This window comes from Thermus brevis, from assembly GCF_026427635.1.
GTDB classification, from domain to species: Bacteria; Deinococcota; Deinococci; order Deinococcales; family Thermaceae; genus Thermus; species Thermus antranikianii.
In genome coordinates this window covers 1,042,784-1,068,470 of record NZ_CP102606.1, presented here as the reverse complement: position 1 = coordinate 1,068,470, position 25,687 = coordinate 1,042,784, and the positions used below count along the sequence as shown (strand labels likewise).

Genomic DNA, 25,687 nt, shown 5'->3' with positions numbered 1-25,687 from the left:
CGTGCCCGAAGGTCCGGCCCCAGGCCCCAAGGCCAATCCAAGGGGGTCGGGATGACCTAGCAGATATGGAAGAGAAAACCTACTCCGGCTTTGTGGCCATCGTGGGCAAGCCCAACGTGGGCAAGTCCACCCTCCTCAACAACCTCCTGGGGGTGAAGGTGGCCCCCATCAGCCCCAGGCCCCAGACCACCCGGAAGCGCCTTAGGGGCATCCTCACCGAGGGAAACCGCCAGATCGTCTTCGTGGACACCCCGGGCCTTCACAAGCCCATGGACGCCCTGGGGGAGTTCATGGACCAGGAGGTCTACGAGGCCCTTTCCGACGTGAACGCCGTGGTGTGGGTGGTGGACCTCCGCCACCCCCCTACCCCTGAGGACGAGCTGGTGGCCAAGGCCCTCAAGCCCCTGGTGGGGAAGGTGCCCATCCTCTTGGTGGGCAACAAGCTGGATGCTGCCAAATACCCCGAGGAGGCCCTCAAGGCCTACCACGCCCTCCTGCCCGTGGCTGAGGCCAGGATGCTTTCCGCCCTGGACGAACGCCAGGTGGCCGAGCTCAAAGCGGAACTCCTGGCCCTTCTCCCCGAAGGCCCCTTCTTCTACCCCGAGGACTTCGCCAAAAGCGACCAGGACTTCGGGGAGTGGGTAGCGGAGATCATCCGGGAGGAGGCCATGAAGCGCCTCTGGCACGAGGTGCCCTACGCCGTGGCGGTGAAGACCGAGGAGGTGGCGGAGAGGGAAAACGGCATCCTGTATATCAAGGCCGTCCTCTATGTGGAGCGCCCCTCGCAAAAGGCCATCGTCATCGGGGAGGGGGGCAGGAAGATCAAGGAGATCGGCCAAGCCGCCAGGAAACAGCTGGAGGTTTTCCTGAACCGGCAGGTGTACCTGGACCTCGAGGTCAAGGTCTACCACGACTGGCGCAAGGACCCCGAGGCCCTGCGGGAGCTGGGCTACCGATCCTCCATAGGGTGAGGAAGAGCATTCCCCTGTGGGCCTTTTCCGGTTAGCATACCCATATGCCCTGGCTCCTTCCTCGAGGCATCGCCCCCCTTCACGAAAAGGCCCTGGACCGCTTCATCGGGGCTTTGGTGGAGAAGCTTTCCGATCCCAGCGTGGACCGGAACGCCCTGGTGAGAGAGGAGCTTGCCCGCCTCCTCTACGGCCGGCCCTATGCGGAACTCCTGGAGCTAAACCCCCTGGCCGCCATGGGGCTAGACCCCGAGGGCATCACCTTTGAAGCGGAGTACTACGCCGCCACCGACCAGGAGAAGTTCCAAAAGGTTAAACCCCTCCTTTGGTTCTGGAAGGTTTTGGACCTCACCCCCATCGGCCAGTCCGTGCACTCCGGGGTGGCCATCCGCCGGGCCTTAGCCCCCTTCATCTTCAAACGGGTGGGGAAAAACCCCAAGTTCTTCCAGAACGTGGAGTTTTCCGTGGGGTACAACCTGGAGCTGGGGGACGACGTGGTGGTCCACCGCTACGTGCTCCTGGACGACATCGGGGGCATAAAGATCGGAGACCGCACCTCCCTTTCCGACTACGTGAACGTCTACAGCCACACCCACCACGTCCTGGCCTCCCCTGACGTCACCCTCAAGGAAACCATCATCGGTAGCGGGGTGCGCATCACCTACCACGCCACCATCCTGGCCGGGGTGCGCATCGGGGACGACGCCATGGTGGGCACGGGGGCCATCGTCACCAAGGATGTGCCTCCCCATGCCATTGCCCTGGGCATTCCCGCAAGGCCCACCCGCTATAAGGTCCGCCACGACTGCCCCTACTGCCGCAAGGGGGAACCCCACCCCTCGGACCTCATCCCCAGGGCCCCCGACCGCAAGGGCAACCCCGACTTCCCCGACTTCTTGCCCCCTGGATTCGGAACCCGGGAGGCCTAGGCCATGTGGACCAAGGAGGAGTTGGACCGGTACCACCGCCAGATGATCCTGCCTCAGGTGGGGCCTGAAGGACAGGAAAAGCTCAAGCGCTCCTCCGTGGTGGTGGTGGGGGCCGGAGGCCTGGGGGTGCCGGTCCTGCAGTACCTGGTGGCCGCCGGGGTGGGGCGGGTGGGCATCGTGGAGATGGACCGGGTGGAGCTCTCCAACCTCCACCGCCAGGTGCTTTACGCCACGGAGGATGTGGGCAAACCCAAGGCCCTGGCCGCCAAGGAGCGCCTCTTAGCCCTGAACCCTCTGGTGCAGATCGACACCTATCCCGTGCGCCTCACCTCGGAAAACGCCCTGGAGATCCTGAAGCCTTACGACCTGGTGATCGATGCCTCCGACAACTTCCCCACCCGCTATTTGGTGAACGACGCCTGCGTGTTCCTGGGAAAACCCCTCGTCTACGGGGCCATTTACCAGTTTGACGGCCAGGTGGCGGTCTTCCACCACCTGACCCCTGAGGGGGAGATGGGGCCCTGCTACCGGTGCCTCTTTCCCAAGCCCCCTCCTCCGGGAAGCGTTCCCTCCTGCGCCGAGGCCGGGGTCTTCGGGGTGCTGCCGGCGGTGGTGGGAAGCCTCATGGCCGCGGAGGCCCTTAAGGTGCTTTTGGGGATCGGGAAACCCCTGGCCGGGTCCCTGCTCCTCTACGATGCCCTAGAAGCCCAGTTCCGCAAGCTTTCCCTGCGCCGCAACCCCGCCTGCCCGGTCTGCGGGGACCACCCCACCCAGCGGGAGCTTATAGACTACGAGGCCTTTTGCGGCCTTTGATCCTACCGGGTGGGGGTCCCCCGGGCTACCCCCTTGGACCCTTAGGGGGCGCGCTAAGGTGGGAAAGAGCCAAAAGCTAGAGGGAAAAAGCCGGGGGTCTTACCCCCGGCTTCCCCATAGCCTCTCTCCTAAGCCCGGGCCTCGAGGGGCACGTAGGGCACGTCCAGCTCCCCGGTATACTTGGCATCCGGCCTGAGAAGGCGGTTATCCAGGGCCTTGTACTCCAGGATGTGCCCCACCCAACCGGAGATGCGGGCCACGGCGAAGATGGGGGTGAAGAACTCCAGGCCAAACCCCAGGTCGGAGTAAACCACCCCGGAGTAGAAGTCCACGTTGGGGTAGATGCCCCTGGGGTTGAGGACCTTGCCCGCCTCCTCCTCCACGATCTTCAGGATCTGGTATTCGGTGGAGTGGCCATGGGTTTCCGCCACCACCCGGGCCAGGCGCTCCAGGACCCCGGCCCGGGGGTCAAAGGCCTTGTAGACCCGGTGGCCCATGCCCATGATGCGCTCCTTCTTGGCCAGCTTCTCCCGCACCCACTCCCGCGCCCTTTCGGGGGTGCCGATTTCCTGGATCATCTTCATTACTGCCTCATTGGCTCCTCCGTGCCTGGGACCCTTGAGGGAGGCCACGGCGGCGGTGATGGCGGAGTAGAGGTCAGTTTCTGTGGAAAAGGCAGCGATGGCGGTAAAGGTGCTGGCGTTGAAGCCGTGCTCGGCGTGCAGGATAAGGGCAGCGTCCATGAGGCGCTCCTGCTCCTTGGAGGGTTCCACCCCGTTAGCCATGTACAAGAAGTTGGCGGCGTGGGAGAGGTCCTTCCGGGGAGCCAGGGGCTCCTTCCCCTCCCTCAGGCGCTTGTTGGCGGCCACGATGGTGGCGAACTTGGCGATGAGGGAAAGCCCTTTTTGGTAGAGGGCCTCTTGGGAAATCTCCCCCTCGGTGGGATCCAGCATCCCCAGCTCGGAAACCGCCGTGCGCAGGAAGCTCATGGGATGGGCCGAGAGGGGATAGCGGCGGAAGGATTCCAGGAGATGCTCGGGCAAGGCCCGTCGCTCAGCCAGCTCCTTTTTGAACGCCTCGAGCTCCTCCCGTGTGGGAAGTCTCCCATGTAGCAGAAGGAAAGTGGTTTCCTCAAAGGTGCTCTTCTCGGCCAGCTCCTGGATGGGGATCCCGTAGTAGTAGAGGCGGCCTGCCTCCCCGTCGATGAAGCACATCCGGCTTTCCGTAAAGAGCACGCCTTCCAAACCCCTTGCCACTTCCATACGCTCCTCCTTTTTTCGCACCCCAAGGGTGCTTCCACGCCCATCATACCAGGGTGGCCTGACGCTGCTGGGTTATAGCAGCTAGAGGGCATCCTCCTGCAGGATCAGGGTCTTGAGATAAAGGCTTTCCGGCACGTGCAGGCTCCAGGGATGGTCCTTGGGCTGGTAGGTGAGGCCGTGCACCCTCAGGCGCATCCCCCGGTCGGCGGCCGCCCGCCGGGCCACTTCCAGAAGGTCCTCCGCCTTGAGGTAATAGCTGCAGGTGGAAAGCCAGAGGTACCCCTCGGGCGCAAGAAGGCGCAAGGCTTCCCGCAAAAGGTCCACCAGGTGCCGCTTCATGGGGGGAATCTCCTCCGGGCGCTTCACCAGGGTGGGAGGGTCCAGGAGAATGTGGTGGAAGGACCCTTGAAGGCCCCTAAGCACCTCCAAGGCCTCCCCCTGGCGGATGTCCACCTTAAGGCCCATCCTCAAGGCCGCCTGGTCCAGGACGGCCAGGGCCTCGAGGTCCTTGTCCACCGCCAGGGCATGGGCTCCTTTCCGCGCGGCCCTCAAGGCGAAGCCCCCCACGTAGCTAAAGACATCCAAGACCCTTTCCCCAGGGCGCACCATACCCTCAAAGAGGCGGCGGTTCTCCCGCTGGTCCAAGTAAAACCCCGTCTTCTGGGCCAGGGCCAAGGGGATGGGGAAAACCAGGCCATCCTCCTCCACCGCCAAAACCTCGGGCACCTCCCCGTAGACCGCCCCCACCCTCTCGGGAAGCCCTTCCTGCCTCCTGGCCTCCACGTCGCTCCGCTCGTAAACCCCCTTGGGGCCCACTGCCTCCAGGAGGGCGGGAAACCAGACCTCCCTTAAAGCCTCCATCCCCCGGGTGCGCACCTGGAGAACCAGAACCTCTCCAAACCGGTCCACCACCAGGCCGGGGAGGCCATCCGCCTCTCCATGCACCAGGCGGTAGCTTTGGCCCATTCCCTCCCTCTTGCGCAAGGCCCGTTCAAAGCGGGCCAGAAAAAAGGCCCGATCCAAAGGGCCAGGGTCAAAGCGATAAGCCCGGAACGGGATGCGGGAGCCCGGGTCCAGGTAGCCCACCGCCAAAAAACTGCCATCGGCGGCCACCGCCTCCGCCACCCCTGCCTGCTTGGGCATCTCCTCCAGCTCGTCCCGGTAGAGATTAGGGTAGAAGTTTCGAACCTTCTTTTCCTTTCCCGGCTTGACCACCACCCTCAGCACGGGCTCAGCATACCCTTGTGCTATTTTGGAACCATGAACCGAAAACGCTGGCTGGCCCTTCTCCTCTTCGTGGCGGTGGCCCTTCTCGTGGTGGGCCTGGGGCGCCTCATCCAGTCCCGGGAAACCGGCCATCCCTGGCGGGAAGCCACCCTGTACGGCCGGGGCGAAAAAGTCGTCCTCCTGGAGGTGGTGGGCAGCATCCCCATGGGGAAGGACCTCGAGGACCTCCTCTCCAAGATCCGCCAGGCCCGGGAGGATCCGGGCATCCGGGCCGCGGTCCTCTTCGTGGATAGCCCTGGGGGTAGCGTCACGGAAACCGAGGCTATCCACCGCGCCCTGAAGGACCTGGCCCGGGAAAAGCCCCTGGTGGCTGCCTTCGGCACCGTGGCCGCCAGCGGGGGCTACTACGTGGCCACCGCTGCCCGCGAGATCTTCACCCCGGCCACCGCCGTCACCGGCTCCATCGGGGTCATCGCCACCCTTCCCCAGGTCCAGGGTTTACTGGCCAAACTGGGCGTTCAAGTGGAGGTCCTCAAGGAAGGCCGGCTCAAGGATATGGGCTCCGGCCTCCGGCCCCTCACCCCGGAGGAGCGAACCCTCATCCAGGGCTACATGCGCGAGGCGTACGAGCTTTTCGTGGCCAGGGTTGCGGAGGGAAGGCACCTTCCTAAGGACAAAGTGCGGCAACTGGCCGATGGACGCATCTACTCGGGAACCCAGGCCATCGCCCTTGGGCTTGCGGACCGGGAAGGCTACCTGGAAGACGCCGCCAAGCGGGCCGCGGAGCTGGCCGGCCTGGAGGGGTTCCGCCTGGTGCGCTATGTGAAACCTAAAGGACTGCTGGACGGACTTCTGGGCGAGGGGTTTCCCCTGGGCCTTTCCTCGGAAACCGAGCAGCTAGTTTCCCTGCTCGGCCAGAACCGGTTTCGCCTCGAGTACCGCTACCTGGGAGGAGGGTTATGGTGATCGCTAGCCCCTGGCGCAGGTTCGTGGCCTCCCTTATTGACGGGCTCATCCTGGTACCCCTGAGCTTCCTCCTGATGGCCTTGGCCGGGATAAACCCCCTGGTGCAAACCACCTTCGTCCAGGACCTCCTCTTCAACTGGATACCCAGCTGGGCCTATTACGTGATCTTCACCGCTTTGCATGGGGCAACGCCGGGAAAAATGGCCCTGGGTCTCAAGGTGGTCCGCACGGACGGTCAGCCCGTGGACTGGCTCACCGCCTTTATGCGGGAGGTGGTAGGCAAGACCCTTTCCACCCTGCCCCTCCTCCTCGGCTACCTCTGGGCTTTCTTCCACCCCAGGCGCCAGGCCTGGCATGACCTCATCGCCGACACCCTGGTGGTGCGCTCAGGCCCAGCCAGTGCCAGATCCGAAGAGGGAGCCCCGTAAACCGGGCAGGGCGGTAGAACCCCCCGCACCCCTCTGGACCCATCCCCGGAACAAGGGAAAAGGTGGGGTAGGGCTTTCCGTCCGACGGAAAACAGGCAAGGGGCTACGCTGAGGATGTATGGATAGGCTTACGGATGTTGCGGCGGGCCTTTTCCTCTATGCCCTCATGGCAGGGAAGGACAGGAAGGAAGCCCTTGCCATCGCTCTCTCCGACCCTCCTTCTCACCTTGAGGCAAGCCTCCTTGCCCTATTTGCCCAAGCCCATGGCGTGAACGGGAAGAATCTGGAGGAAATAGAAGAGTATGCCGTGAGGCTCCGAACCGGAAGCCCACTTCCACGGGAAATCTCCCCGATATCTCCCGAGGAACTGAGAGCCTTCTACCTGGAAACCTGGGGAGTGGACCCCATGCAGGAACGGAATGAGGGCTGAGGCTACACCGGCTCTCCCGCCCTCCCAATCGGGTGATCCGCCAAGCCCTTCAGCCGCCGAGCAGTGGCCTCAGCGCAAAGGCATACACCAACCCCGCCGCGCCGCAGGCGAGGATCACGGGGATGATGCCGACCTGGTAACGCACGAGCGCGACAAGGGCGGCAGCCCCCAGCAGGGCCGAGAACCATTCGAAACCGTTGAACAAGGTGTCGAGACCGAACGGTCCGGCAAGGCCCTGCGGCCAGAGCACGTGGTAGGCGAAGAACACGGCGAGGTTCAGAATCACCCCTACCACAGCGGCGGTGATGCCGGTGAGCGGTGCAGTGAAATGGATCGCCCCGCGCGTCGCCTCCACGAGCGGGCCGCCGATCAGGATGAACAGAAACGACGGCAAAAAGGTGTAGAACGTGGTGACGAGCGCCCCCAGCGTGCCCGCAAGCGCTAGGGCCTCGGGCCCGAGCGCCTCACGCTGCCAGCCCCCGAGGAAGCCGACAAAGGTCACAATCTTGATGAGCGGACCGGGCGTGGTCTCGCCGAGCGCGAGGCCATCCATCATCTGCGGCACGGTGAGCCAGCCATGGATCTCCACTGCGTGCTGATAGACATACGGTAGCGCCGCATACGCTCCCCCGAAGGTCAGGAGCGCCACCTTGGTCGAGAACCACGCCATTTGCGCGTACACACCGTTCCAGCCCTGCCAGGCGACAAGCGACCCGAACGGCACGGCCCAGATCAAAAGACCCACAATCGTGTAACGCACGAGCCTGGCGCGCGAGAAGCGCGCGTGCTCGGGGGTGGCGTGGTGATCGCCGATGAGCGCACTGTTGCCGCCATCTGCCTCCCCATCGTGCAGCGTGAAACGCTCCGGGGCATAGCGGCCGCCGAGGTAGCCGATGAGACCGGCGCCGATGATGATGAGCGGGAACGGCAGGCGCAGCGCAAAGGTCGCGACGAACGCCGCTGCCGCGATGGCCCAGAGCCAGGCGTTCCGGAGCGCCCTGCGGCCGATGCGGTAGGCGGCATACACCACGATCGCGATCACCGCCGGCTTGATGCCGTAGAGCACGCCGGCCACGGCGGGCAAATCGCCGAAGCGGAGATAGATCCAGCCGAACAGCACGATCACCAGCACCGAGGGCAGGACGAAGAGCGTACCCGCGGCGATCCCACCCCAGGTGCCATGCATGAGCCACCCGATGTAGGTGGCCAGCTGCTGCGCCTCGGGACCTGGTAGCGTCATGCAGTAGTTGAGCGCGTGCAGGAAGCGCTGCTCCGAAATCCAGCGTCGGCGCTCAACCAGCTCGTGATGCATCATGGCGATCTGACCGGCCGGACCGCCGAAGGCGAGCCATCCGAGCTTGAACCAGTATGCGAGCGCCTCCCGGAACGGGACGTGTGCCGCCAGCGGGGTCGTTTCTAGGGTCCGCACACTTTTCTTGGGCATGGATATCCCTTCTCAGGCCATCCCCCCGTGTGTGGGGACTACCCTAGGCAGGCACTATGTACACACTAGCAAAAACGGGCCATCCCCACATGCGTGGGGACTACACATGACCCAGACGGCAAAAACCTTCGCTGACCCCCTCTATGGGTATGTAAAGAGAGCCAGTCCAGATTAGCTTTTCAAGAACCCCCGTGCGCGAGCCCAGGTGCACACCCAGAGCCTAAAAGCCCTTTGAGCGCACCTGGCTCTCTCGCACCTCGAGGCCCACTATCCCACCCAGTTAAGTCCCCTACACATTGAACCCAAACATGCGCATCATGCGCTTGCCTTCCTCGGTCATTCTGGCAGGGGTCCAGGGAGGAGTCCAAACGAACTCCACATTCACCCCCTGCACCCCGGGAAGGCGCATCACCGCCATTTCCGCATCCGCCTTCACCATGTCCTGGGCGGGGCAGCCGATGGCGGTAAGGGTCATGGTGAGGTCCACCACCCCGTTTTCGTGGATCTCCACATCGTAGACCAAGCCCAGGTCCACGATGTTCACGGGGATTTCCGGGTCATAGACCACCTTCAAGGCCTCGAGGACCTGCTCCTTGGTGGGCAGACCCTCTTTGCCCCCCGCCTGGTTCACATTCCCCTCCTGCAAGCCAGCCTGCCCCTCCGGCAAACCCTCGCGGTGCCTCTCGTCCATGTTGTACAGGATACCCCTTCCCCCAGCACCCCGCCCACCCGGCCTCACCATTCCCCAAAAGCTTCCTGGTCCTGGCAAAACCGCCACGGGTGTGGCACAATGTCTTCCGGTTGGGGAGTAGCCCCAAGGCCAGCTTTCCGTCAAGACGGGCACGGGCCCCGGGAGGCTGGGGGCGGGAAGCCCGGGCAAGACCACCGCTTAAGCGGTGGTCTTTATCTTTTGGGAGGTGCGCATGGAAACCGGTGTCCTCTCGGTCATCCTAATCCTGGTGGCCCTCGAGGTCATCCTGTCCGCCGACAACGCCCTGATCCTGGGGGTCATCGTCCAAAGGTTACCCGTTCACCTCAGGCGTAGGGCCCTCTTCTACGGCATCCTGGGAGCTTACGTGCTCAGGGGTCTCGCCCTCCTTTTCGCCGCCTTGGTCATCAAGCTTTGGTGGGTCCAGGTGCTGGGCGCTGCTTACCTGCTTTACGTGGCCCTGAAGCATTTCCTCAGAGCGGAGGGAGCCCACGCGGCCCCGCCATTGGAGGTGAGCGCCGCCCAGTTTTGGAAAACGGTGGCCCAGGTGGAACTCATGGACCTGGCCTTCGCCGTGGACTCGGTTCTGGTGGCCGTGGCCCTTTCCGATAAACTCTGGGTCATCTACACCGGGGTCTTCCTGGGCATCCTGGCCCTCAGGATGCTGGCCAGCCTGGTGGTCACCCTCCTGGACCGCTACCCTCGCTTCAAACACCTGGCCTACGTGGTGGTGGGGCTTGCGGGGGTGAAGCTCCTGGTGGGCGGCTGGGACAAGCTCACCAAGGAGGTTCTCCACCGCCCCGAGCTGGCCGTGGGATTGGACAAGGAAGCCTTCAGTCTCCTCATCCTGGCAGTGCTCCTTCTGGGAAGCCTCTGGGCCTTGCGCAAGCCCGCGGCCCAACCCTCGTAGGATGAGCCTCTGGACCTATTTTCTTCTGGCCCTTCTCCTCTTTTTGGAAGTGGGGTTCCCCTTCGGCCTCCTCGTGCCCGGAGGGGACACCCTCCTCCTGGCCTTGGGAGCCCTGGCCGGGGAGGGAAGGCTAAGCCTCTTCCCCCTCCTTCCCCTCCTCTTCCTGGGAAGCTACCTGGGACACGGGGTGGGGTACGGCCTGGGGCGGATCCTGGGCCAAAGGCTCCTCAGGCGCTTTCCCGAGCACCTAAGGGAGCGGGCCATCAAGCTCCTAAGCCGTTTCGGCCCCTCGGCCCTCCTCCTTGCCCCCTTTGTGCCGGGCATGCGCACGGTGGTGCCCTTCTTGCTGGGGACCTTGGGCTTTCCCTGGCTGCACTACCTGCTCCTAGCCGCCTTGGGAAGCCTCCTCTGGACCCAGGGGCTCGTCCTCTTCGCCTACTTCCTGGGGGAAAAGCTCCCCGCCTGGCTCCTCTGGCCTATCCTGCTCCTCCTCGCCCTTCTTCCCCTTCTGCGCCGAAAGCCCAAAGTCTAGATGTACTTCTCCCCCCGTACCACCCAGACGTTCTCCACATAGGCGATCACGGCGTAATGGGGAAAGTAGGCCTCCTGCAAGCGGGCCAGGATCCTGAGGGCCACCTCCTCGGGAACGATGGTTTCCAGGCGGATGTTCTGGCCCTCCCAGTCCAGGCTGCGCATGCCCCGGGAACCCTCTCCCCTGGCGGGCACGATGGTGTACCCCTTGGCTCCCAGGCGCTTGATCTCCTCCACCAGCTTCTTCTCCAGGATGCTTTCCGCCACGATGGTGACCAGCTTCAAAGGCACCAGGTCCATGATTCACCCCCCCATCCATTGGGCCAAGGCGTGGTAGATGGGAATACCCAGAACCAGGTTAAAGGGAAAGGTTACCGTCAGGCTTGCCGCCAGATACAGGCTGGGGTTGGCCTCGGGCAGGGCGATGCGCACGGCAGCAGGGGCAGCGATGTAGCTGCTGCTGGCTGCCATGGCCCCCAAGACGGTGGCCCCGCCCACGGAAAACCCCACCAGGTGCCCCACATAGACCCCTATAGCCCCGTGAAAGAGGGGAAGGAGGGTTCCGTAGAGGATCAAACGGAAGCCCACTTGCCTTAAGGTGGCGAACCTCGAGGCCGCCACCATCCCCAGGTCCATGAGGAAAAGGGTGAGCGCCCCGTAGAAGGGATCCACAAAAAAGGGCTTTACCCGTTCCATCCCCGCCTCGCCGGAAAGGGCCCCGATGAGAAGCCCACCCACCAGGAGGACCACGCTCTTCCCGGTGAGGACCTCCTGGAAGGCCTCCCCCAGGTTTCCACCTCCCCGCTTGGCCAAAAGCAGGGCCACCACGATGCCGGGCACCTCCAAAAGGGCCACCAGGGTGGGCAAAAACCCCTCGGGCCGGTGGCCCACCGCCTGGGCGAAGGTGAGGGCTGCCAGGAAGGTCACCGCGGAAACCGAACCGTAATGGGCGGCCAGGGCCCCGGCATCCACCCGGCCCAAGACCAGAAAGCGGCGGGCCAGAACATAACTGGAAAGGGGCCGGAAAAGCCCCAAACCCAGGGTGGCCAAGGCAGGAATAAGCACGGTAGCCAGGGGCGTTTTGGAAAGCTCCACCCCCCCTTTGAAGCCAATGGCGAAGAGCAGGTAGATGGAAAGCGCCGTGTACATGGCCTCAGGGAAGGCGAGGTCGCTTCTAAGAAGCCGGGCCGCCATCCCCAGGGCGAAAGCCAGGACCATGGGGGAAAGGAGGTTGAGCCGAAGGAGCTCCAAGGCATCCATGGCCTGCCTTTTACCACAGGCGGGAGGGCTTGGTACAATCCGGTACGATGCGGCCTTTGGTGGGCGTCATCATGGGCTCCAAGTCCGACTGGGAAACCCTCCGCCATGCGGCGGAAACCCTGGAAACCCTAGGCATCCCCTACGAGGTGCGGGTGGTCTCTGCCCACCGCACCCCGGACCTGATGGCGGACTACGCCAAGACCGCCAAGGAGCGGGGGCTTATGGTGATCATCGCCGGAGCTGGCGGGGCTGCCCACCTTCCCGGCATGACCGCCGCCCACACCCCTTTGCCCGTGCTGGGGGTGCCGGTGGAAAGCAAGGCCTTGAAGGGCCTGGATTCCCTTCTTTCCATCGTGCAGATGCCCGCCGGCATCCCCGTGGGAACCTTGGCCATCGGGAAAGCGGGAGCGGTGAACGCCGCTCTCCTGGCCGCCAGCATCGTAGGGCTCTCCCACCCTGAGGTGATGGAGCGCCTCGAGGCCTATCGCAAGGCCCAGACGGAGGCCGTCTTGGCCCACCCCGATCCCCGGGAGGAAGGATGAGGCTGGGCATCCTGGGCGGGGGCCAGCTGGGGAGGATGCTGGCCCTGGCGGGCTATCCCTTGGGTCTTTCCTTTCGCTTCCTGGACCCCTCCCCCGAGGCCTGCGCCGGGCAAGTGGGGGAGCTGGTGGTGGGGGATTTTCTGGACGAAGAGGCCCTCCGGCGCTTTGCTGAGGGGCTTGAGCTGGTCACCTATGAGTTCGAAAACGTACCGGTGGAAGCCGCCCGGTTCCTTGAGGCAAGGCTTCCCGTCCTTCCCCCACCCAAGGCCCTGGAGGTGGCCCAGGACCGCCTGGCGGAAAAGACCTTCATGCACAGCCTGGGGATACCCACCCCTCCCTTTCGCCGGGTGGATGGCCTCAGGGAGCTTAGGGAAGGCCTCGAGGCCCTGGGCTTCCCCGCCCTCCTCAAGGCCCGCAGGGGCGGGTACGACGGCAAGGGTCAGGCCCTTCTCACCTCATGGGAGGAGGCGGAAAGGGCCTTCCACGCCCTGGGGGGAGGGGGATTGATCCTTGAGGGGTACGTTCCCTTCCAGCGTGAGCTTTCCATCCTGGGGGTGCGGAGCCGAACCGGGGAGATGGCCTTCTATCCCTTGGTGGAAAACCGCCACCAGGGGGGTATCCTGCGCCTCTCCCTGGCCCCGGCCCCAGGGGTTTCCCCCACCCTGCAGCAGAAGGCGGAAATCTACGCCAGGAAGGCCATGGAGGCCCTGGGATACGCGGGCGTGCTGGCCCTGGAACTCTTCCAGGTGGGAGAGGAAATCCTCTTCAACGAGATGGCCCCCCGGGTTCACAACTCCGGCCACTGGACCCTAGAGGGCGCCGAGACCAGCCAGTTTGAAAACCACCTCCGGGCCCTTTTGGGCCTCCCCTTGGGGAGCACCGCCCCCAAGGGCCATAGCGCCATGGCCAACCTCATTGGGGTGAAGCCCGACTTCGCCCAGGTCCTCGCCCTTCCCGGAGCCCATCTGCACTGGTACGGCAAGGAGGTGCGCCCGGGACGCAAGGTGGGGCACATCACCCTGCGGCGGGACACCTGGGAGGATCTGGCCCGGGACCTTCCCCATCTCCTCGCCTTGGCCCAGGCTCCCGAACCGGTATAATCCCTGTGTTCCCTGCGGGAGCGGTAAGGAGGCAGGCTATGGACCGGAACGCTCGGCTCAAAGAGGTGGTGCGCGCGGCCAAGGAACACCCCGTCTACCGGGAGAAGTTCAAGGGAGTCCACCCGGAGGAGGTCACCCTGGAAAACCTGGGGGAGCTTCCCCTCACCACCCGCGAGGAATGGGTGGCCTACCTTAAGGAAAACCCCAGGCCGCCCACGGGGGCAAGCCTCATGCACCTGACCCCAAGCCCCCTCATGGGCTGGATGCCCGAGTACCTTTCCCAGGAGGACCTCCGTTACCAGACCGAGGCCCTGGCGGAACACTACCGCAGGCTCGGCCTCACCGGCAAAAAGGTGCTGGTGGCCTTCAGCTACCACGTCTTCGCTGGGGGGTGGCTCTTCCACCAGGCCCTCTGGCGGGCGGGGAACCTGGTCTTCCCCCACGGCCCAGGGGAGGCCTCCCGCATTGCCGAGATCGGCCAGACCTATGGCTTTGACGTGCTGGTCACCAATCCCTCCTTCGCCCTCAAGGTGGGCCAGGCGGGGGGGCGGTTTGCCCTCCTCCTGGCAGGGGGAGAGCCCTTCACCTCCGTCCCCGGCTTCCGGGAAAAGGTGGAAGCCCTTTTGGGATGCACCGCCCTGGACGCCTACGGTACCAGCGAGCTCGGGATCGTGGCCGGGGAAAGGCTTAGCAAGGACGGGCTATGGGAGATCCCGGAGATGGCGGTGCTGGAGGTCTTGGATCCCGAGACCCTGAAGCCTGTGCCCGACGGGGAAAAGGGGGAACTGGTGGTCACCGCTCTGAGCCGCACCCTCATGCCCATGGTGCGCTTCCGCACCGGGGACCTGGCCGTGGCCGAAAGGCGGGAAGGGCTCACCGTCCTGCCCCGGGGGGTCTTCGGCCGCACCGACCAGATGGTGAAGGTAAAGGGGGTAAAGCTCTACCCCACGGAACTCGCCCCCATCCTGGGCGGATTCGGCCTGGACCCCAGGGGCTTCCAGGTGGTGGTGGAAAGGAAGCTGGAGGGCACGGACAAGCTGGTTCTCCGGCTTAAGGCGGAGAAGGTGCCGGCAGGGCTTTTGGAGGCCATCACCAAGGCCACGGGCCTAAGGGTGGACGAGGTGGAGCTGGTGGGGGAGCTGGAAGGCGGTCTGGTGGTGGACCGTCGCTTCTAAACCACCCCACCTTAGCTTCCGCTAAGGTGGGGGCCCTGTAATGCCACCCCACCTGGGCAAGAGCCCAGGTGGGGATCCTCGTACATCCCTTCTCCAAGGGGTGTTCTCGGGCACCCATAGAAGGGGGTACGGCGAGAAAGAGTTCAAGACCATCCTTGTAAGGCCATTTGTTATATTCTTCTCATAACCCCGGGGTATACTCCCCCCAAAGCAACGGGGCCCTTGCGCTATAGTAAGGGCAAACCCTGTGCCTTGTGGGAAGGAGGCAAGATGCGGTTTTTCGTGGTGGGCGACGTATCCGTGGACCTGCTTTTCTTCGTGGAGCGCATACCGGAGCCGGGGGAGGAGGTTCCTTCCCGCCGTGCCCTGATGAAACCGGGGGGCGCCGGGGCCACCCTGGCGGCGCAGCTTTCCAGCCTGGGCCACCGGGTCTATCTGGCTGGCCGGGTGGGGCAGGATCCCTTCGCCGAGCTGGCCCTTTCCCGGGTGCGGGAGGTGGGGGTGGACCTGAGGCACCTTCAGGAGGACCCCGACCACACCACCAGCTCGGTGCTGATCCTTCTGGTGCCAGGGGGGGAAAGGGCCATGGTGAGCGCCGAGGGGGCAAGCCGTTACCTGGATCCCTCCCTCTTCAAGCCCCGCTTCCTGGACCAGGCGGACGCCGTGGTCCTCTCCGCCTACGCCCTGGTGGGAGGCCCTAGCCGGAGCTACGCGGTGGAGGTCCTCGAGGCCGCCAGGAAGCGGGAGATGCCCATCTTCGCCGACCTGGGAACCGGGGCGGTACGGGCAGCGGGCAGGGAGCTTTTACGGTACCTGCGGGGTGTAAGCTGGCTTCTCATGAACCAGACGGAGCTTATGGCCCTGACGGAGGCCTCCTCCCTCTCCGGGGGGATCGCGCGGCTCCGGGAGGAAGGCTTCCGGCACCTGGCCATCAAGGTAGGGGCCATGGGCTCCATCCTGGTCACCCCGGAAGGGGAGGAACTCCTGGAGCCCTATCCGGTGGAGGACATCGTGGACTCCACCGGGGCGGGAGACGCCTACACCGCCGCCTTTGCCCACGCCATCCTCTCGGGGAGAAGCCCCCTCGAGGCCGGCCGCCTGGCCAATCTGGCGGGGGCCCTGGCCGCCACGGGCCTGGGGGCCCAAGGGCGGCTCCTCCGCCTAGAGGACCTGGAAGTAAAGGCGCGCTAGGGCTAAAAAGGCGAGGCCCGCCCTTCCGCTCTTCTCCGGGTGGAACTGGGGGGCCAGGAGGTTCTCCCGGGCGAGGAGGGCGGTGAAAGGGGTGCCCTCGTACGCCCCCACCCCCAGGGAGTGAGGGGTAAGAGGGCCGTAGTAGGAGTTGGCGAAGTAGAAGTGGCGGCCCGAAAGCTCCTGGAAAGCGCCTGCGAAGCGCACCCGGTTCCACCCCATCTGGGGCACGCGGCCCTGGGTAAAGCGCCTCACCACCCCCTCCACCAGGCCCAGCCCCCTGACCCCCGGGGCTTCCTCGCTTTCCTGGTACAGGATCTGCATGCCCACGCAGATGCCCAGGAAGGGAAGGCCCCTTTCCAGGTGGGCCAGGACCCGGTCCACGAACCCGCTATTCCGGAAGGCCTGCATCACCTGGCCGAAGTGGCCCTGGCCGGGAAGGACCAGGAGGCTGGCCTCGAGGTGCGCCCGGGGGTCCGAGGAGACGCTGACCTCAAAGCCCGCAGCCTCCAACGCCTTGGCAGCACTTCGGAGGTTCCCCGAACCGTAGTCGATGAGCAGGGCCTTCATGCCCTAAAGCACCCCCTTGGTGCTGGGAAGCTCCTCCCCCGTGATCCGGGTCGCCCGGTGTAGGGCCCGGGCCAGGGCCTTGAAGCTGGCCTCCACCACATGGTGCGCCTCCCTGCCGGAAAGAAGCCGAAGGTGCAGGGTGAGGCGGCCGTGGTTGACGAGCCCCCTTAGAAACTCCCTGAGGTGGTAGTGGTTCACCCCACCCGCCTCCCCCACCACGGGCCACTCCTCCGGACGGTACTCCAGGTGGGGCCTCCCCGAGAGGTCCAAGACGCAAAGCACCAGGGTTTCGTCCATGGGGGCAAAAGCCTCGGCGTAGCGTTCCACGCCCCTTCCCTCCCCCAAAGCCTCCCTTAGGGCCTGGCCCAGGGTGATGCCCACATCCTCCACCAAGTGGTGCACGTCCACCTCGAGGTCCCCCCTGGCCTCCACCTCCAGGAGAAAACGCCCGTGGCGCTGGAGCTGGAGGAGCATATGGTCCAGGAAGGGAAGCCCCGTGGCCACCTTACCCCCAGGGGGTCCATCCAAGCCCAGGCGCACCCGCACCCAGGTTTCTGCGGTCGCCCGCTCCACCGAAGACTCACGCATAGGCCACCTCAAAGGCCGCCTTCAGAAAGGCGTCCATCTCCTCCTTGGAGCCCACCGTCACCCGGATGCACCCAAAAAGGCCTGGGTAGTGGTCCTGCCTTCGCACCAGTATCCCCTGGGCGAGAAGGTGGCGGAAGGCCCTCTCAGCATCCGGGGTCCGCACCAACAGGAAGTTGGTGTGGCTCCTATAGGGCTGCCAGGTGGGATGGCCCCTAAGCCTCCCATAAACCCGCTCCCGCTCGGCCCGCACGTGGGCCGCCACCGCCTCCACGTAGCCGGGGTTTTCCAGGACCACCTCCAGGATGGTCCCGGTGTGGGCGGGAAGGACAAAGGGAGGAAGCACCTCGCGGACAAGGGCGGCCACCTCCGGCGAGGCCAACAAATAACCCGCCCTCACCCCTCCCAGGGAGAAGGCCTTGGAAAAGGTGCGCAAGAAGGCCACATGGGGGTTTCCCCGCCCCAAGGGGCTAAAGTCCGAGCCCGCAAACTCCCGGTAGGCCTCGTCCACCACCAAAAGCCCCTCCACCTCCTTGGCCCTCTCGGCCAAGGCCCAAAGGGCTTCCTCGGGGAAAAGGGTCCCCGTGGGGGCGTGGGGGTTGGGCAGGAAGAAGACCCCGCCCTGGAAGGCGGAAAGAAGCTCCTCCAAAGGCAAAGCGAATCCTTCCTCCCTTGCCTCCAGGAGTATGGCCCGGTAAGGGGTTCCCGTCACCCGGGCGGCATGGGCGTAGTGGGGAAAGGAGGGGCTTACATCCAAAACCTCCTCCGCCGCCACCGCCAGGGCCAGGATGAGGAGGTTGGAACCCGGTGCCAGGACGATGCCCTCCTCCGGCCATCCCACCCGGGCGGCAAGCCTTTGCCGCAGGGTCTCGGCGTGGATCTCCGGGTAGCGGTTCCAGGAAAGGTGGGCCAGGCGCCTCAGGGCCTCCGCCTTCAGGGCCTGGGGAAGGTCAAAAGGGCTTTCGTTCTGGTCCAGCTTCACCGGGGCATCCACCTTCTTGTAGGGATAGGGGGAGATACCCCGGAGGTGCGCCTTAAAGGCCCGCATGGGTCAAGTATAGCTAGAAGTGAGCGTAACCCCGCCGCTTTACGGGTGCGCCCAGGAAGTACACCCCCTCCCCCTCGGACACCTGTCCGGCGCGGAAAAGGGGAAGCCCCACCTCCTTCGCCCGGGCCAGGACCTGGGCCTCCTGCTCCGGGGGCACCGCCAGCACCGCCTCGAACTCCTCTCCCCCGTAAAGGACCAGCTCATGCGCCAGGGCCTCATCCCCGGCGAAGGCCAGCACATCGGGGTAAAGGGGAAGGGCCTCGAGGTCCACCCGCACCCCCTGTTCGGAAAGTTGCCAAAGGGTTTCCGCCAGGCCATCCGAGGAGTCTAAGCCACCCCGGAGGAGGCCCTTGAGGCTTAAGAGTTCCAGCCGGGGCAAAGGGTAGAAGGCCGCCTCGCGGATCTCCGGATAGGCCCCGAGGTCCCGGGCCTGGTAGTGGGCCTGGATGGCCGCCCCCGTCCTGCCCCAGCGATCCCCGGCCAGGTAGAGGAGATCCCCTGGAAGGGCCCTCCGGGGTAAGGGAACCTCCGCCTGGGCGAAGCCGGAAACGGTGAGGGCCACCTCCTCGCCGGCGTTGGTGTCCCCCCCAAGGAGCACAGCCCCAAGCCGCCCTGCCGCCTCCGCCGCACCCTTGACCAGCTCAAGGGCGAAGTCCTCCTCCAAATCCGGGGGCAGAAAAAGCCCTAGGGTAAAGCCCAAGGGCCTTCCCATCTTGCAAAGAAGGTCGGAAGCCGTGGCCGCCACCCCCCGGAAGCCCACCTCAAAGGGCCCCATCCCCAGGAGGGCCACTTCCCGGTAGAGAAAGCCATCCGTCTTCAAAAGCCAGGCTACCTCCCCCACCCAAACCCCCCCGGCATCATCCCCGGGAGGCAAGGGAGCCCCTGGGGGATAGCCGATGGGGGCAAGCTTCCCAAGAAGCGCCCGCTCGCCCAAGTCCTTAAGCCGCATACGCCCAGGCTAGGGTATCATGGCGGGGTGTGCCGGGTTGACCTTTGCCTTACGCCGGCCCGCGGCCCCCTGGTCCTGGTGGAGGTCCTCCCTGCAGGGAGCCTCCTCACCCAGCTCCTGGCCCAAGGAGCCCTGGAGGTCTGGGTGGCCCCAGGGCCCAAGGTGGCCCGCCTTCTGGCCCAGGAACTGGGACAAGGGGTCCTTCTCCTGGGCGAGGTGGAAGGCTTCCCTCCCGAGGGCTTCCACGGCCGGCTTTCCCTGGTGGACTTGGAAAGCACCCCTGTGGCGGGGAAAAAGGCCATCCTGGTGGCTCCCCTCCTCAACGCGAGCCTCCTACATGGGGAGGAGGAGGTGTACGTGGCGGGGTTTCGCAACGCCAAAGCGGTCCTGGAAGCCCTTCGCGGTCTAAAGGGGCTGGTGCTCCGACCCTCCGGGGCCCCGGAGCCCCTGCTCTCGGCGGTGGTGGCCGCCGGCTTCTTGCAGAAGCGCCTCTCCCCCGATGGCCCCACCACCCTGGCCACCGCCCTCCTCAAGGCCTTCCCCGATCCCCAGGAGGCCCTCTTCCAAAGCCCGGAGGGCCAGGCCCTTCACAAGGAGGGGCGCACGGAGGAGCTGGCGCGGGCAAGCCTCATCGGGGTGGATCCCGTGGTGCCCAGGCTTGCCGGGGTACGCTTCTTCCCCAAGGTGGAGTTCGGCCTGACCCAGGACCGCTACGCCCAGAGGTTTGTGGCATGGAACGGCTAGAACTCCTGGGCCTTCCCCTGGACCCTGTGGGGATGGAGGAAGCCCTGGCCCGAATCCAGGGCTTCCTAAAGGAGGAAGGCACCCACCAGGTGGTCACCCTGAACCCGGAGATCGCCGTGCGGGCCCAGGAGGACCAAGCCCTCAGGCAAGCCATCCTCGAGGCGGAGCTGGTAACCCCGGATGGGGTGGGCATCCTCTGGGCTGCTAAAAGGCTTTTGGGCCTGGAACTTAAGGAGCGGGTCACCGGGGTGGACCTCACCCTGACCCTTCTAAGCCGATTCCCCGGTATCCGGGTCTACCTCCTGGGGGGCAGGCCCGGGGTGGCGGAGCGGGCGGCCCTCGAGGCCAGGCGGCTCGGGGCGGAGGTGGTCGGGTACCACCACGGCTACTTCCAGGAGGAGGAAGGGGTGGTGGAGGAGATCCGGCAAAAGGCCCCGGACCTCCTCCTGGTGGGCATGGGGGAACGGCAGGAAACCTTCATCCACCGGCACAAGGCCCACCTGAGGGCCAAGGTGGCCATGGGGGTAGGTGGCACCCTGGACGTGCTGGCCGGCGAGGCCCGACGCCCCCCGGCCTGGGCGCAGAGGCTCGGCCTGGAGTGGCTTCTCCGGGTGGGCCTGGACCCCAAGCGTTGGAAAAGGGTTCCCAGGCTTTTCCGCTTCGCTTATATGGTTCTCAAGGAAAGGCGCTAGAATGCGTCCATGGTGACCCCAAGGCGCTTCCTCGCCCTTCTCCTTCTCCTGGGGCTCGGTCTGGCCCAAGGGCTGGTCCTGCCCTTTGAAGGCCCCCAGGGCTTCCTCCTGGCCCAGGCCTTCGCCCAAGGCCTCAAGGCCCCTCCCCCCACCCTTCTGGCCCTTCTCCTTCCCGACCTGCCCTGGCGGAGCAGCTACGACCTGGCCGGAGGGCTTTACAGCCGGGCGGGGGCCCGGCTGGTCCAGGCGGCCACAGGGGCCGAATGGGTCCTCCTGGGCAAACAGGAGGAAGGGAGCCTGAGGCTCTTCCTGGCCCGGAAGGATGGGGTCAAGGAGGGGCGGTTCGCCACCCCGGACCTGGCCTGGCTCTGGCTCCAGGGGGAGGGTCTAGCCCAAAAGTTCAGCGCCCTACCCCACCCCTCCCTCTCCGAGGAGGAGCTCAGGACCCTGGCCCACGGGGAAAACCCCGATCCCCTCCACCAGTCCGCCTTGGACCTCAAGGAGGGGCGGGGAAGCGGGCTTTTAGAGGGGATCCTTCCGGAAAGGCTCCTCCTTCTCTGGCAAGGGAAGCTCCCTCCCGCCTACCAGGCCTTCGCCCTCCTCTCCCAGGGCAAGCGGGAGGAAGCCCTCAAGCTGGCGGAAACCCTCCTGAAGGGGGATGTCCTGGAAAAGACCGCCGCAGAACTGGGCTTTAGAACCCTCGAGGACCCCCGCTGGAAGGAAGCAGCCCGCACCCTGGCCCAAGCCTTCCCCGAACTTCCCCTGGCGTGGGAAGAGGTGAGCTTCGCCGCCTTCGCCGACGAAAAAGGAGAGGAAGCCAGGGACGCCCTGCTGAAGGCCATCCGGCTCAGGCCGGATTACTGGCTTTACTGGACCAACCTGGGCTGGGCCTACTACCTCACGGGGGATCTCCCCAGGGCCATCCTGGCCTCAAAGCGGGCGGTGGAGCTCATGCCCAACGCCACCGCCTACTACAACCTGGGCCTGTTTAAGGCCATCTACGGGGACTTCCTGGGGGCCAAGGCCGCCTACGACCGGGCCCTGAGGCTGGACGAGGGGGAGGACTTCCCCGAGGCCCTAAAGGACCTGGAGGGGCGAACTGAGCCCCTGGCCCTTTTCTTCCGAGCCTACGTGGCGGAACGGGCAGGGCTTCCGGCCAAGGGGCTTTACCAAGCCTTTCTGGAAACCCATCCCCGGCATCCCCTGGCCCAGGCGGCAAGGAGGGCCCTGCATCAGGAAGAGGGAAGGCTTGCTCTGGAGGTGAAAAAGCTCTCCCTGATCCCCGGGGACCTGGAGGCCAGGCCCTTCCACGCTGGGGAAGCGGTCTTCCCCGAGGTCAAGCTCACGGGAAGCCCCTACCTTCCCCGGCACGAGCTGCAAACCCTCCTCTACAAGGAAGGTGCCCTGGTGGCCCAGGAGAAGAAGCCCTTGGGCTTCCCTCCCCTCACCGCCGCCCTCGAGGAGGTGGCCCCTGCGGTCAGCCTGCCCGAGCCGGGCAGGTACGTGCTGGAGGTGCGCTACGGCGAGGCCCAGGCCCTAATCCCCCTGGAGGTGGGACCCGAAAGCCTGGCCCGGAAGCTTTATGCCCTGGGCCTCGAGGTGCGGGACCTTTCCGGGAACCTCCTCCTCACCCCCAGGGAAACCCTGGGCCCGGATGGGGACCGGCTCCTTCTGGAAAGGACCCTGGAGGCTCTTAAGGAGGCTGCCCCTCTGGCCACCAGCGCCCGGCTCACCGCCCCCCTCCCCCAGGGTCCCTATGCGGGAAAGAGCGTCCAGGAACTGCTGAAGAACCCCACCTTGGAAATGGTCCGCTCCTTCTTCCAAAAGGTGGCGGAAGCCCCAGAGCTCTTGGCGGATAACGACGTGGTGAACGCCCTGGTGAACTGGCTCTTAGAAAGCCGGTAACGTTGTAACGGCCCTGTAACGCTGGGTCGGGTTTACCCTAATCCTGGTCTCATTGGACCGGATTGGAGGCGTATTCGTATGGGCATTTCTCGGCATTGGCGTTTGGGTATTGTGGCGTTGGTGGCGGCGTTGGGCGCTTGTTCCAGCCCCCAGGGGGTCAAGCCCAACATGGCGGTTCCAGGACCACGGGACGACGCCGGGGGCGACCCCGCACAGGCTTGTGGAAAAGTGACGGAGGCCCCTCTGGGCCAGGTGGGTACCCTCTTGGTGTGGAACACCCAGGACACCCTCTTCGTGCGGCTTTCCGGGGTTTCGCCCTGGCAACTTACGGAAAGCCATGCCTACGCGGGCACTTCCGCTCCCGGCAACTGGTGGGACTTCCCCGCCCAGGCGGTACACGATCCCTACGTGGGCACCTTCACCTACGCCTTCGCCCTGGCCGACCTAGGGGCCAACCCCGGGGACACCCTGCACGTGGCCGGCCACGCCTTCCTCATGACCCCCAGCTACAACTTCAACCAGGCCCAGGGGCACACGGAGTTCGTCGTGAACCGGTGCGGCACCACCCCCCCACCCCCGGGCAAGGACATCGTGGTCTTCAACGACATCAACCCCTTCGACAACACCGGTATGGCCAACGACAACAACAAGCTCATGGTGAAGAACCTCGTCAACTACACCACCTCCGGCCCCCGGGGAGCCGGCACCAAGGTCCTCTTTGACCGCGGGAGGGATTCGGTCTGCGGCGGCACCGGGGAGTGCAACGACAGCAACCTCTCCACCATGCGGAGCATCATCGCTGGGGAAGGGTTTGCCATAGAGGAACTGGGATCCACCGCAGGCTCCATCACCGCCCTCCCCTCAGACGTCAAGGTCATCTTCCTCTGGAACCCCAGGCAGACCTTCACCAACGGGGAGATCAACGTGTTCAAGCAGTTCGCCTCCGAGGGCGGGCGGGTGGTCTTCATCGGGGAGTGGCAGGGCTACTACGACGCCATCACCCTGGAGAACGACTTCCTGGGCAAGATGGGAGCGGTGATGACCAACACCGGCCAGGCGGTGGACTGCGGTTACAACACCCTGCCCCAGGCCTCCTTGCGCCCCCACCAGATCACCCAGGGCATGGCCGACGTGACTATCGCCTGCTCCTCGGTGCTGGTGCCGGGCCCCAACGACTATCCTCTCTACTACGATTCCAGCAACACCAAGGTGCTCTCCGCCGTAGCCACCATTGACGCAACCCCCTTACCCCTGGGCTTCGTCCAGCCCGCCCGGGTTACCATGGCCCCCCAGGGCCTCCATCCCCTCTTGAACCCGAGCTCGGCCACCGGCTACTAGGAAGCGCAAGCAAAAACCTCCCGCCCAGGCGGGAGGTTTTTCTGGTGGAGCCGACGGGACTCGAACCCGTGACCTCCTGAGTGCGATCCGCTCGGGAATCCCCTCATGGACCACCATGATGCGATGGGGATCGGCATGGAGCGTCATGGGGGGTCAGGGACCGGCGGGGGTACTGCTACACGTCTGCTACAGACTCTCGTTCAGCCGCACCCGGGCGAGCTCGGGGAGGGACAGGTTCACCACCACCGGCTTCTTCGTGGTCCACGCCCCCCCGGGAAGGTACAGCGTCCCCGCCGGGAACCAGTAGCGGTGCTCCTCCTCGAGGTGGGTGGCGAGGAACGCCACCGGGTCCAGGTACGCATCCTGAATCGCCCGGCGGTCCATCCCCGGCCAGTAGTCGGGGGGGAGGGGCTTCTTCCGCACTTCAAAGTGCAGATGGGCCAAGAAGGGGGCTCTGGGGTCCCCCTTCCCCACGCTTCCGATGGCCTCGCCCGCGAGCACCACATCTCCCTCTCGGACCGAGATGAACGCCAGGTGGGCGTACTGGGTGGCGAGGTAGGGGAGTCCCAGGAGCTCGGCCAGGGTGGGGTGCTCTATGAGGACGATGTTCCCCCACACCCGGTGGCTGGCCGCGTGGACCACCCGTCCCATCGCCACGGCGCACACCGGATAGCCGTAGTCCTGGTCCCCGGAGGTGCCCTGGAGGTTGTAGTCCACCCCAGGGTGCTCAGCCGGAGGAAGCCCGGCGCTCTTCCGCCACCCGGGGTAGCGCGGGTCCAGGAACCCGGCGTCTACCCGGGCCCGGGTGGGGTCTCTGAAAGGATGGACGACCCTCATCCGTACTCCCTCAGGACCACCCGCACCAGCCGGGGGAGGATGAGGAGCGCCGTCCCGGTGGCGCGAAGGAAGAGATCCAGGTCGTAGGTGTCCCCGCCGGCGTAGCTCCGCCACAGCATGACCCCGGCGAGGTAGAGCGCCCCGCCTAGAGCCTCCACGCGCTCCTCCCAGCGGGTGGGGAGGCGGGCCAGGACGCCGCCCAGGACCACCACGAGGGCGTAGACGGAGTAGGCCGTGATGACGGCGCGGGCGATCTCCACCCCGACCAGGAAGAGGGCGTCAGCGTAGCTCACTCCTCACCTCCCTTCCGCTTGAGAAGCTCACGCACCCCGAGGAGGGCGCCCCACACGCTCCCGAGGAGGAGCGCCCAGCCCTGGGGGATGTCCTCCCCGGTGAGGAGGGACCGGACGAGGAACCCCAGCCCGGCGAGGGTAGTGAAGGCCAGGAGCACGTACTCTGCCACTTTGTCCACATGCACCCTCCGTTACCAACGGACCCCCGCCCCTACAGCCCATCTCCAGGAGGCCGGGGAGCGCCCCAGCTCCAGCGTAGCCCACCAGTCCCGGAGGTAGAGGCCCAGGAGGGCGTAGAGTCCTACCTGGGCCTCCGGCCAGGTGCGCCCCTCCGCTCCCAGAGCAATCTCCAGCGGGCCCTGAGCCCAGATGACCGATTCGGCGTAGCACACCCCCCAGAGCGGGGGGCCGTAGACCATCCGGCACGCCGCACGGCCACCCGCCAGGGCGCTAGCGGAGCCTAGCGCGGCTAGCGTCAGCCCGAGTATCGCCAGACGGCGCACCTCCGTCCCCCTTCGTGAGGCTCTTCAGGTAGGCCGTGCCGCCGGAGGCCCCCAGGCCCGCCATGAGGCCGAAGACCAGCCAGTCCTGCCCCAGGTACCCGAGGGCGTGGCCGAGGTAGGCTAGGACCACGCCCAGGACCACGGACAGCCCCACCACGGCGAGGCCGTCTAGGGCCTTCAGGACATGCTTGCGCACAAGGGCCACCAGAGCGGCCACCACCGCCGCGAGGGAGGCCACATCGGTGAACCACGAGGCCACATCCGTGGGGATACCCTCACCCTGGGCAAGAGCCATCCCCATCACAACCGCTACCGCTAACACTCGTCCCATCATTCACCTC

Annotated in this window: 30 protein-coding genes; 16 read left to right on the top strand and 14 right to left on the bottom strand. The window is 65.6% G+C overall.

What is annotated here, in order from left to right; translation table 11 throughout:
- The first annotated feature begins 65 nt into the window (after nt 1-65).
- From era to KQ693_RS06080, 3 genes are read left to right on the top strand one after another with little or no spacing between them, the layout of a single operon-like run.
- Nucleotides 66-971, top strand: a complete 906-nt coding sequence (gene era / locus KQ693_RS06090) for a GTPase Era (protein ID WP_219759988.1) — start codon at nt 66-68, stop codon at nt 969-971.
- A 44-nt stretch (nt 972-1,015) separates the two neighbouring features.
- Entirely contained in the window at nt 1,016-1,897 is an 882-nt protein-coding gene (locus tag KQ693_RS06085) for an acyltransferase (RefSeq protein WP_038068424.1), read from the top strand.
- 3 nt (nt 1,898-1,900) lie between these two features.
- On the top strand, nt 1,901-2,710 hold the full coding sequence (locus KQ693_RS06080) for a HesA/MoeB/ThiF family protein (RefSeq protein ID WP_219759989.1): 810 nt from the start codon (nt 1,901-1,903) through the stop codon (nt 2,708-2,710).
- 128 nt (nt 2,711-2,838) lie between these two features.
- Here KQ693_RS06080 and KQ693_RS06075 read toward each other — a convergent pair whose 3' ends face one another.
- Both KQ693_RS06075 and KQ693_RS06070 read right to left on the bottom strand, forming a co-directional pair.
- Nucleotides 2,839-3,972, bottom strand: a complete 1,134-nt coding sequence (locus KQ693_RS06075; RefSeq protein ID WP_219759990.1) for a citrate synthase/methylcitrate synthase — start codon at nt 3,970-3,972, stop codon at nt 2,839-2,841.
- A gap of 81 nt (nt 3,973-4,053) precedes the next feature.
- On the bottom strand, nt 4,054-5,199 hold the full coding sequence (locus KQ693_RS06070; protein WP_267262259.1) for a class I SAM-dependent rRNA methyltransferase: 1,146 nt from the start codon (nt 5,197-5,199) through the stop codon (nt 4,054-4,056).
- A gap of 33 nt (nt 5,200-5,232) precedes the next feature.
- Here KQ693_RS06070 and sppA point away from each other — a divergent pair, with 33 nt between their 5' ends.
- The 3 genes from sppA (at nt 5,233) to KQ693_RS06055 (ending at nt 7,023) form a co-directional block, all read left to right on the top strand.
- Nucleotides 5,233-6,165, top strand: a complete 933-nt coding sequence (gene sppA / locus KQ693_RS06065; protein ID WP_267262258.1) for a signal peptide peptidase SppA — start codon at nt 5,233-5,235, stop codon at nt 6,163-6,165.
- Complete coding sequence (locus KQ693_RS06060) at nt 6,159-6,593, top strand: RDD family protein (RefSeq protein ID WP_267262257.1); 435 nt, start codon at nt 6,159-6,161, stop codon at nt 6,591-6,593. The genes sppA and KQ693_RS06060 overlap by 7 nt, the downstream gene beginning before the upstream one ends.
- Nucleotides 6,594-6,711: 118 nt before the next feature.
- Complete coding sequence (locus KQ693_RS06055) at nt 6,712-7,023, top strand: hypothetical protein (protein ID WP_267262256.1); 312 nt, start codon at nt 6,712-6,714, stop codon at nt 7,021-7,023.
- Nucleotides 7,024-7,072: 49 nt separating this feature from the next.
- On the opposite strand, the gene chrA is transcribed toward KQ693_RS06055, so the two are convergent.
- Both chrA and KQ693_RS06045 read right to left on the bottom strand, forming a co-directional pair.
- Nucleotides 7,073-8,467 (bottom strand): chromate efflux transporter, encoded by a 1,395-nt coding sequence (chrA, locus tag KQ693_RS06050; protein WP_267262255.1) that lies wholly within the window; start codon nt 8,465-8,467, stop codon nt 7,073-7,075.
- A 289-nt stretch (nt 8,468-8,756) separates the two neighbouring features.
- Nucleotides 8,757-9,158, bottom strand: coding sequence for a metal-sulfur cluster assembly factor (locus tag KQ693_RS06045; protein WP_246584385.1), 402 nt, complete (start codon nt 9,156-9,158; stop codon nt 8,757-8,759).
- 232 nt (nt 9,159-9,390) lie between these two features.
- Here KQ693_RS06045 and KQ693_RS06040 point away from each other — a divergent pair, with 232 nt between their 5' ends.
- Nucleotides 9,391-10,086 carry a TerC family protein gene (locus KQ693_RS06040; RefSeq protein WP_015716538.1) on the top strand — a complete coding sequence of 232 codons (696 nt, stop codon included), beginning with the start codon at nt 9,391-9,393 and terminating at the stop codon, nt 10,084-10,086.
- Nucleotide 10,087: 1 nt separating this feature from the next.
- On the top strand, nt 10,088-10,618 hold the full coding sequence (locus tag KQ693_RS06035; RefSeq protein ID WP_267262254.1) for a DedA family protein: 531 nt from the start codon (nt 10,088-10,090) through the stop codon (nt 10,616-10,618).
- On the opposite strand, the gene KQ693_RS06030 is transcribed toward KQ693_RS06035, so the two are convergent.
- Together KQ693_RS06030 and KQ693_RS06025 are read right to left on the bottom strand one after the other, a co-directional pair.
- Nucleotides 10,615-10,917 (bottom strand): P-II family nitrogen regulator, encoded by a 303-nt coding sequence (locus KQ693_RS06030; protein WP_015716536.1) that lies wholly within the window; start codon nt 10,915-10,917, stop codon nt 10,615-10,617. The genes KQ693_RS06035 and KQ693_RS06030 overlap by 4 nt on opposite strands.
- Nucleotides 10,918-10,920: 3 nt before the next feature.
- On the bottom strand, nt 10,921-11,877 hold the full coding sequence (locus KQ693_RS06025; RefSeq protein WP_219759999.1) for a sodium-dependent bicarbonate transport family permease: 957 nt from the start codon (nt 11,875-11,877) through the stop codon (nt 10,921-10,923).
- 47 nt (nt 11,878-11,924) lie between these two features.
- Here KQ693_RS06025 and purE point away from each other — a divergent pair, with 47 nt between their 5' ends.
- The 4 genes from purE (at nt 11,925) to KQ693_RS06005 (ending at nt 15,885) form a co-directional block, all read left to right on the top strand.
- The gene (gene purE / locus KQ693_RS06020) at nt 11,925-12,419 is read left to right on the top strand and encodes a 5-(carboxyamino)imidazole ribonucleotide mutase (RefSeq protein ID WP_041438080.1); all 495 of its coding nucleotides are present in this window, start codon (nt 11,925-11,927) and stop codon (nt 12,417-12,419) included.
- Nucleotides 12,416-13,519 carry a 5-(carboxyamino)imidazole ribonucleotide synthase gene (locus KQ693_RS06015; protein ID WP_267262253.1) on the top strand — a complete coding sequence of 368 codons (1,104 nt, stop codon included), beginning with the start codon at nt 12,416-12,418 and terminating at the stop codon, nt 13,517-13,519. The genes purE and KQ693_RS06015 overlap by 4 nt, the downstream gene beginning before the upstream one ends.
- Before the next feature lie 38 nt (nt 13,520-13,557).
- Nucleotides 13,558-14,694: a phenylacetate--CoA ligase family protein gene (locus KQ693_RS06010; RefSeq protein WP_219760001.1), complete on the top strand. Its 1,137-nt coding sequence runs from the start codon at nt 13,558-13,560 to the stop codon at nt 14,692-14,694.
- Nucleotides 14,695-14,964: 270 nt separating this feature from the next.
- Nucleotides 14,965-15,885 carry a carbohydrate kinase family protein gene (locus KQ693_RS06005; RefSeq protein WP_267262252.1) on the top strand — a complete coding sequence of 307 codons (921 nt, stop codon included), beginning with the start codon at nt 14,965-14,967 and terminating at the stop codon, nt 15,883-15,885.
- Here KQ693_RS06005 and hisH read toward each other — a convergent pair.
- From hisH to KQ693_RS05985, 4 genes are read right to left on the bottom strand one after another with little or no spacing between them, the layout of a single operon-like run.
- Entirely contained in the window at nt 15,856-16,452 is a 597-nt protein-coding gene (gene hisH, locus KQ693_RS06000) for an imidazole glycerol phosphate synthase subunit HisH (protein WP_267262251.1), read from the bottom strand. The genes KQ693_RS06005 and hisH overlap by 30 nt on opposite strands.
- Nucleotides 16,453-16,455: 3 nt before the next feature.
- A complete protein-coding gene (gene hisB / locus KQ693_RS05995; RefSeq protein WP_038071583.1) occupies nt 16,456-17,040 on the bottom strand; it encodes an imidazoleglycerol-phosphate dehydratase HisB in 585 nt (194 codons plus the stop codon).
- Nucleotides 17,033-18,085: a pyridoxal phosphate-dependent aminotransferase gene (locus KQ693_RS05990; RefSeq protein WP_267262250.1), complete on the bottom strand. Its 1,053-nt coding sequence runs from the start codon at nt 18,083-18,085 to the stop codon at nt 17,033-17,035. Before KQ693_RS05990 ends, hisB begins: the two co-directional genes overlap by 8 nt.
- A gap of 13 nt (nt 18,086-18,098) precedes the next feature.
- Nucleotides 18,099-19,034, bottom strand: coding sequence for a thiamine-phosphate kinase (locus tag KQ693_RS05985; protein WP_038031345.1), 936 nt, complete (start codon nt 19,032-19,034; stop codon nt 18,099-18,101).
- 27 nt (nt 19,035-19,061) lie between these two features.
- Between KQ693_RS05985 and KQ693_RS05980 the strand changes: the two genes are divergently transcribed.
- The 4 genes from KQ693_RS05980 (at nt 19,062) to KQ693_RS05965 (ending at nt 23,713) form a co-directional block, all read left to right on the top strand.
- Nucleotides 19,062-19,778, top strand: a complete 717-nt coding sequence (locus KQ693_RS05980; protein ID WP_267262249.1) for a 2-phosphosulfolactate phosphatase — start codon at nt 19,062-19,064, stop codon at nt 19,776-19,778.
- A complete protein-coding gene (locus tag KQ693_RS05975; protein WP_267262248.1) occupies nt 19,766-20,470 on the top strand; it encodes a WecB/TagA/CpsF family glycosyltransferase in 705 nt (234 codons plus the stop codon). The genes KQ693_RS05980 and KQ693_RS05975 overlap by 13 nt, the downstream gene beginning before the upstream one ends.
- Nucleotides 20,471-20,479: 9 nt before the next feature.
- Nucleotides 20,480-22,375 carry a tetratricopeptide repeat protein gene (locus tag KQ693_RS05970; protein ID WP_267262247.1) on the top strand — a complete coding sequence of 632 codons (1,896 nt, stop codon included), beginning with the start codon at nt 20,480-20,482 and terminating at the stop codon, nt 22,373-22,375.
- A gap of 228 nt (nt 22,376-22,603) precedes the next feature.
- On the top strand, nt 22,604-23,713 hold the full coding sequence (locus KQ693_RS05965) for a motility-associated ABC transporter substrate-binding family protein (RefSeq protein ID WP_267262246.1): 1,110 nt from the start codon (nt 22,604-22,606) through the stop codon (nt 23,711-23,713).
- Between the two features lie 186 nt (nt 23,714-23,899).
- Here KQ693_RS05965 and KQ693_RS05960 read toward each other — a convergent pair whose 3' ends face one another.
- The 4 genes from KQ693_RS05960 to KQ693_RS05945 form a co-directional block, all read right to left on the bottom strand.
- Entirely contained in the window at nt 23,900-24,550 is a 651-nt protein-coding gene (locus KQ693_RS05960) for a M23 family metallopeptidase (protein ID WP_267262245.1), read from the bottom strand.
- The gene (locus KQ693_RS05955) at nt 24,547-24,843 is read right to left on the bottom strand and encodes a hypothetical protein (RefSeq protein ID WP_267262244.1); all 297 of its coding nucleotides are present in this window, start codon (nt 24,841-24,843) and stop codon (nt 24,547-24,549) included. Before KQ693_RS05955 ends, KQ693_RS05960 begins: the two co-directional genes overlap by 4 nt.
- Nucleotides 24,840-25,022 (bottom strand): hypothetical protein, encoded by a 183-nt coding sequence (locus tag KQ693_RS05950; protein WP_267262243.1) that lies wholly within the window; start codon nt 25,020-25,022, stop codon nt 24,840-24,842. Before KQ693_RS05950 ends, KQ693_RS05955 begins: the two co-directional genes overlap by 4 nt.
- A gap of 271 nt (nt 25,023-25,293) precedes the next feature.
- Nucleotides 25,294-25,677, bottom strand: coding sequence for a hypothetical protein (locus KQ693_RS05945; protein WP_267262242.1), 384 nt, complete (start codon nt 25,675-25,677; stop codon nt 25,294-25,296).
- Between the last annotated feature and the right edge of the window lie 10 nt (nt 25,678-25,687).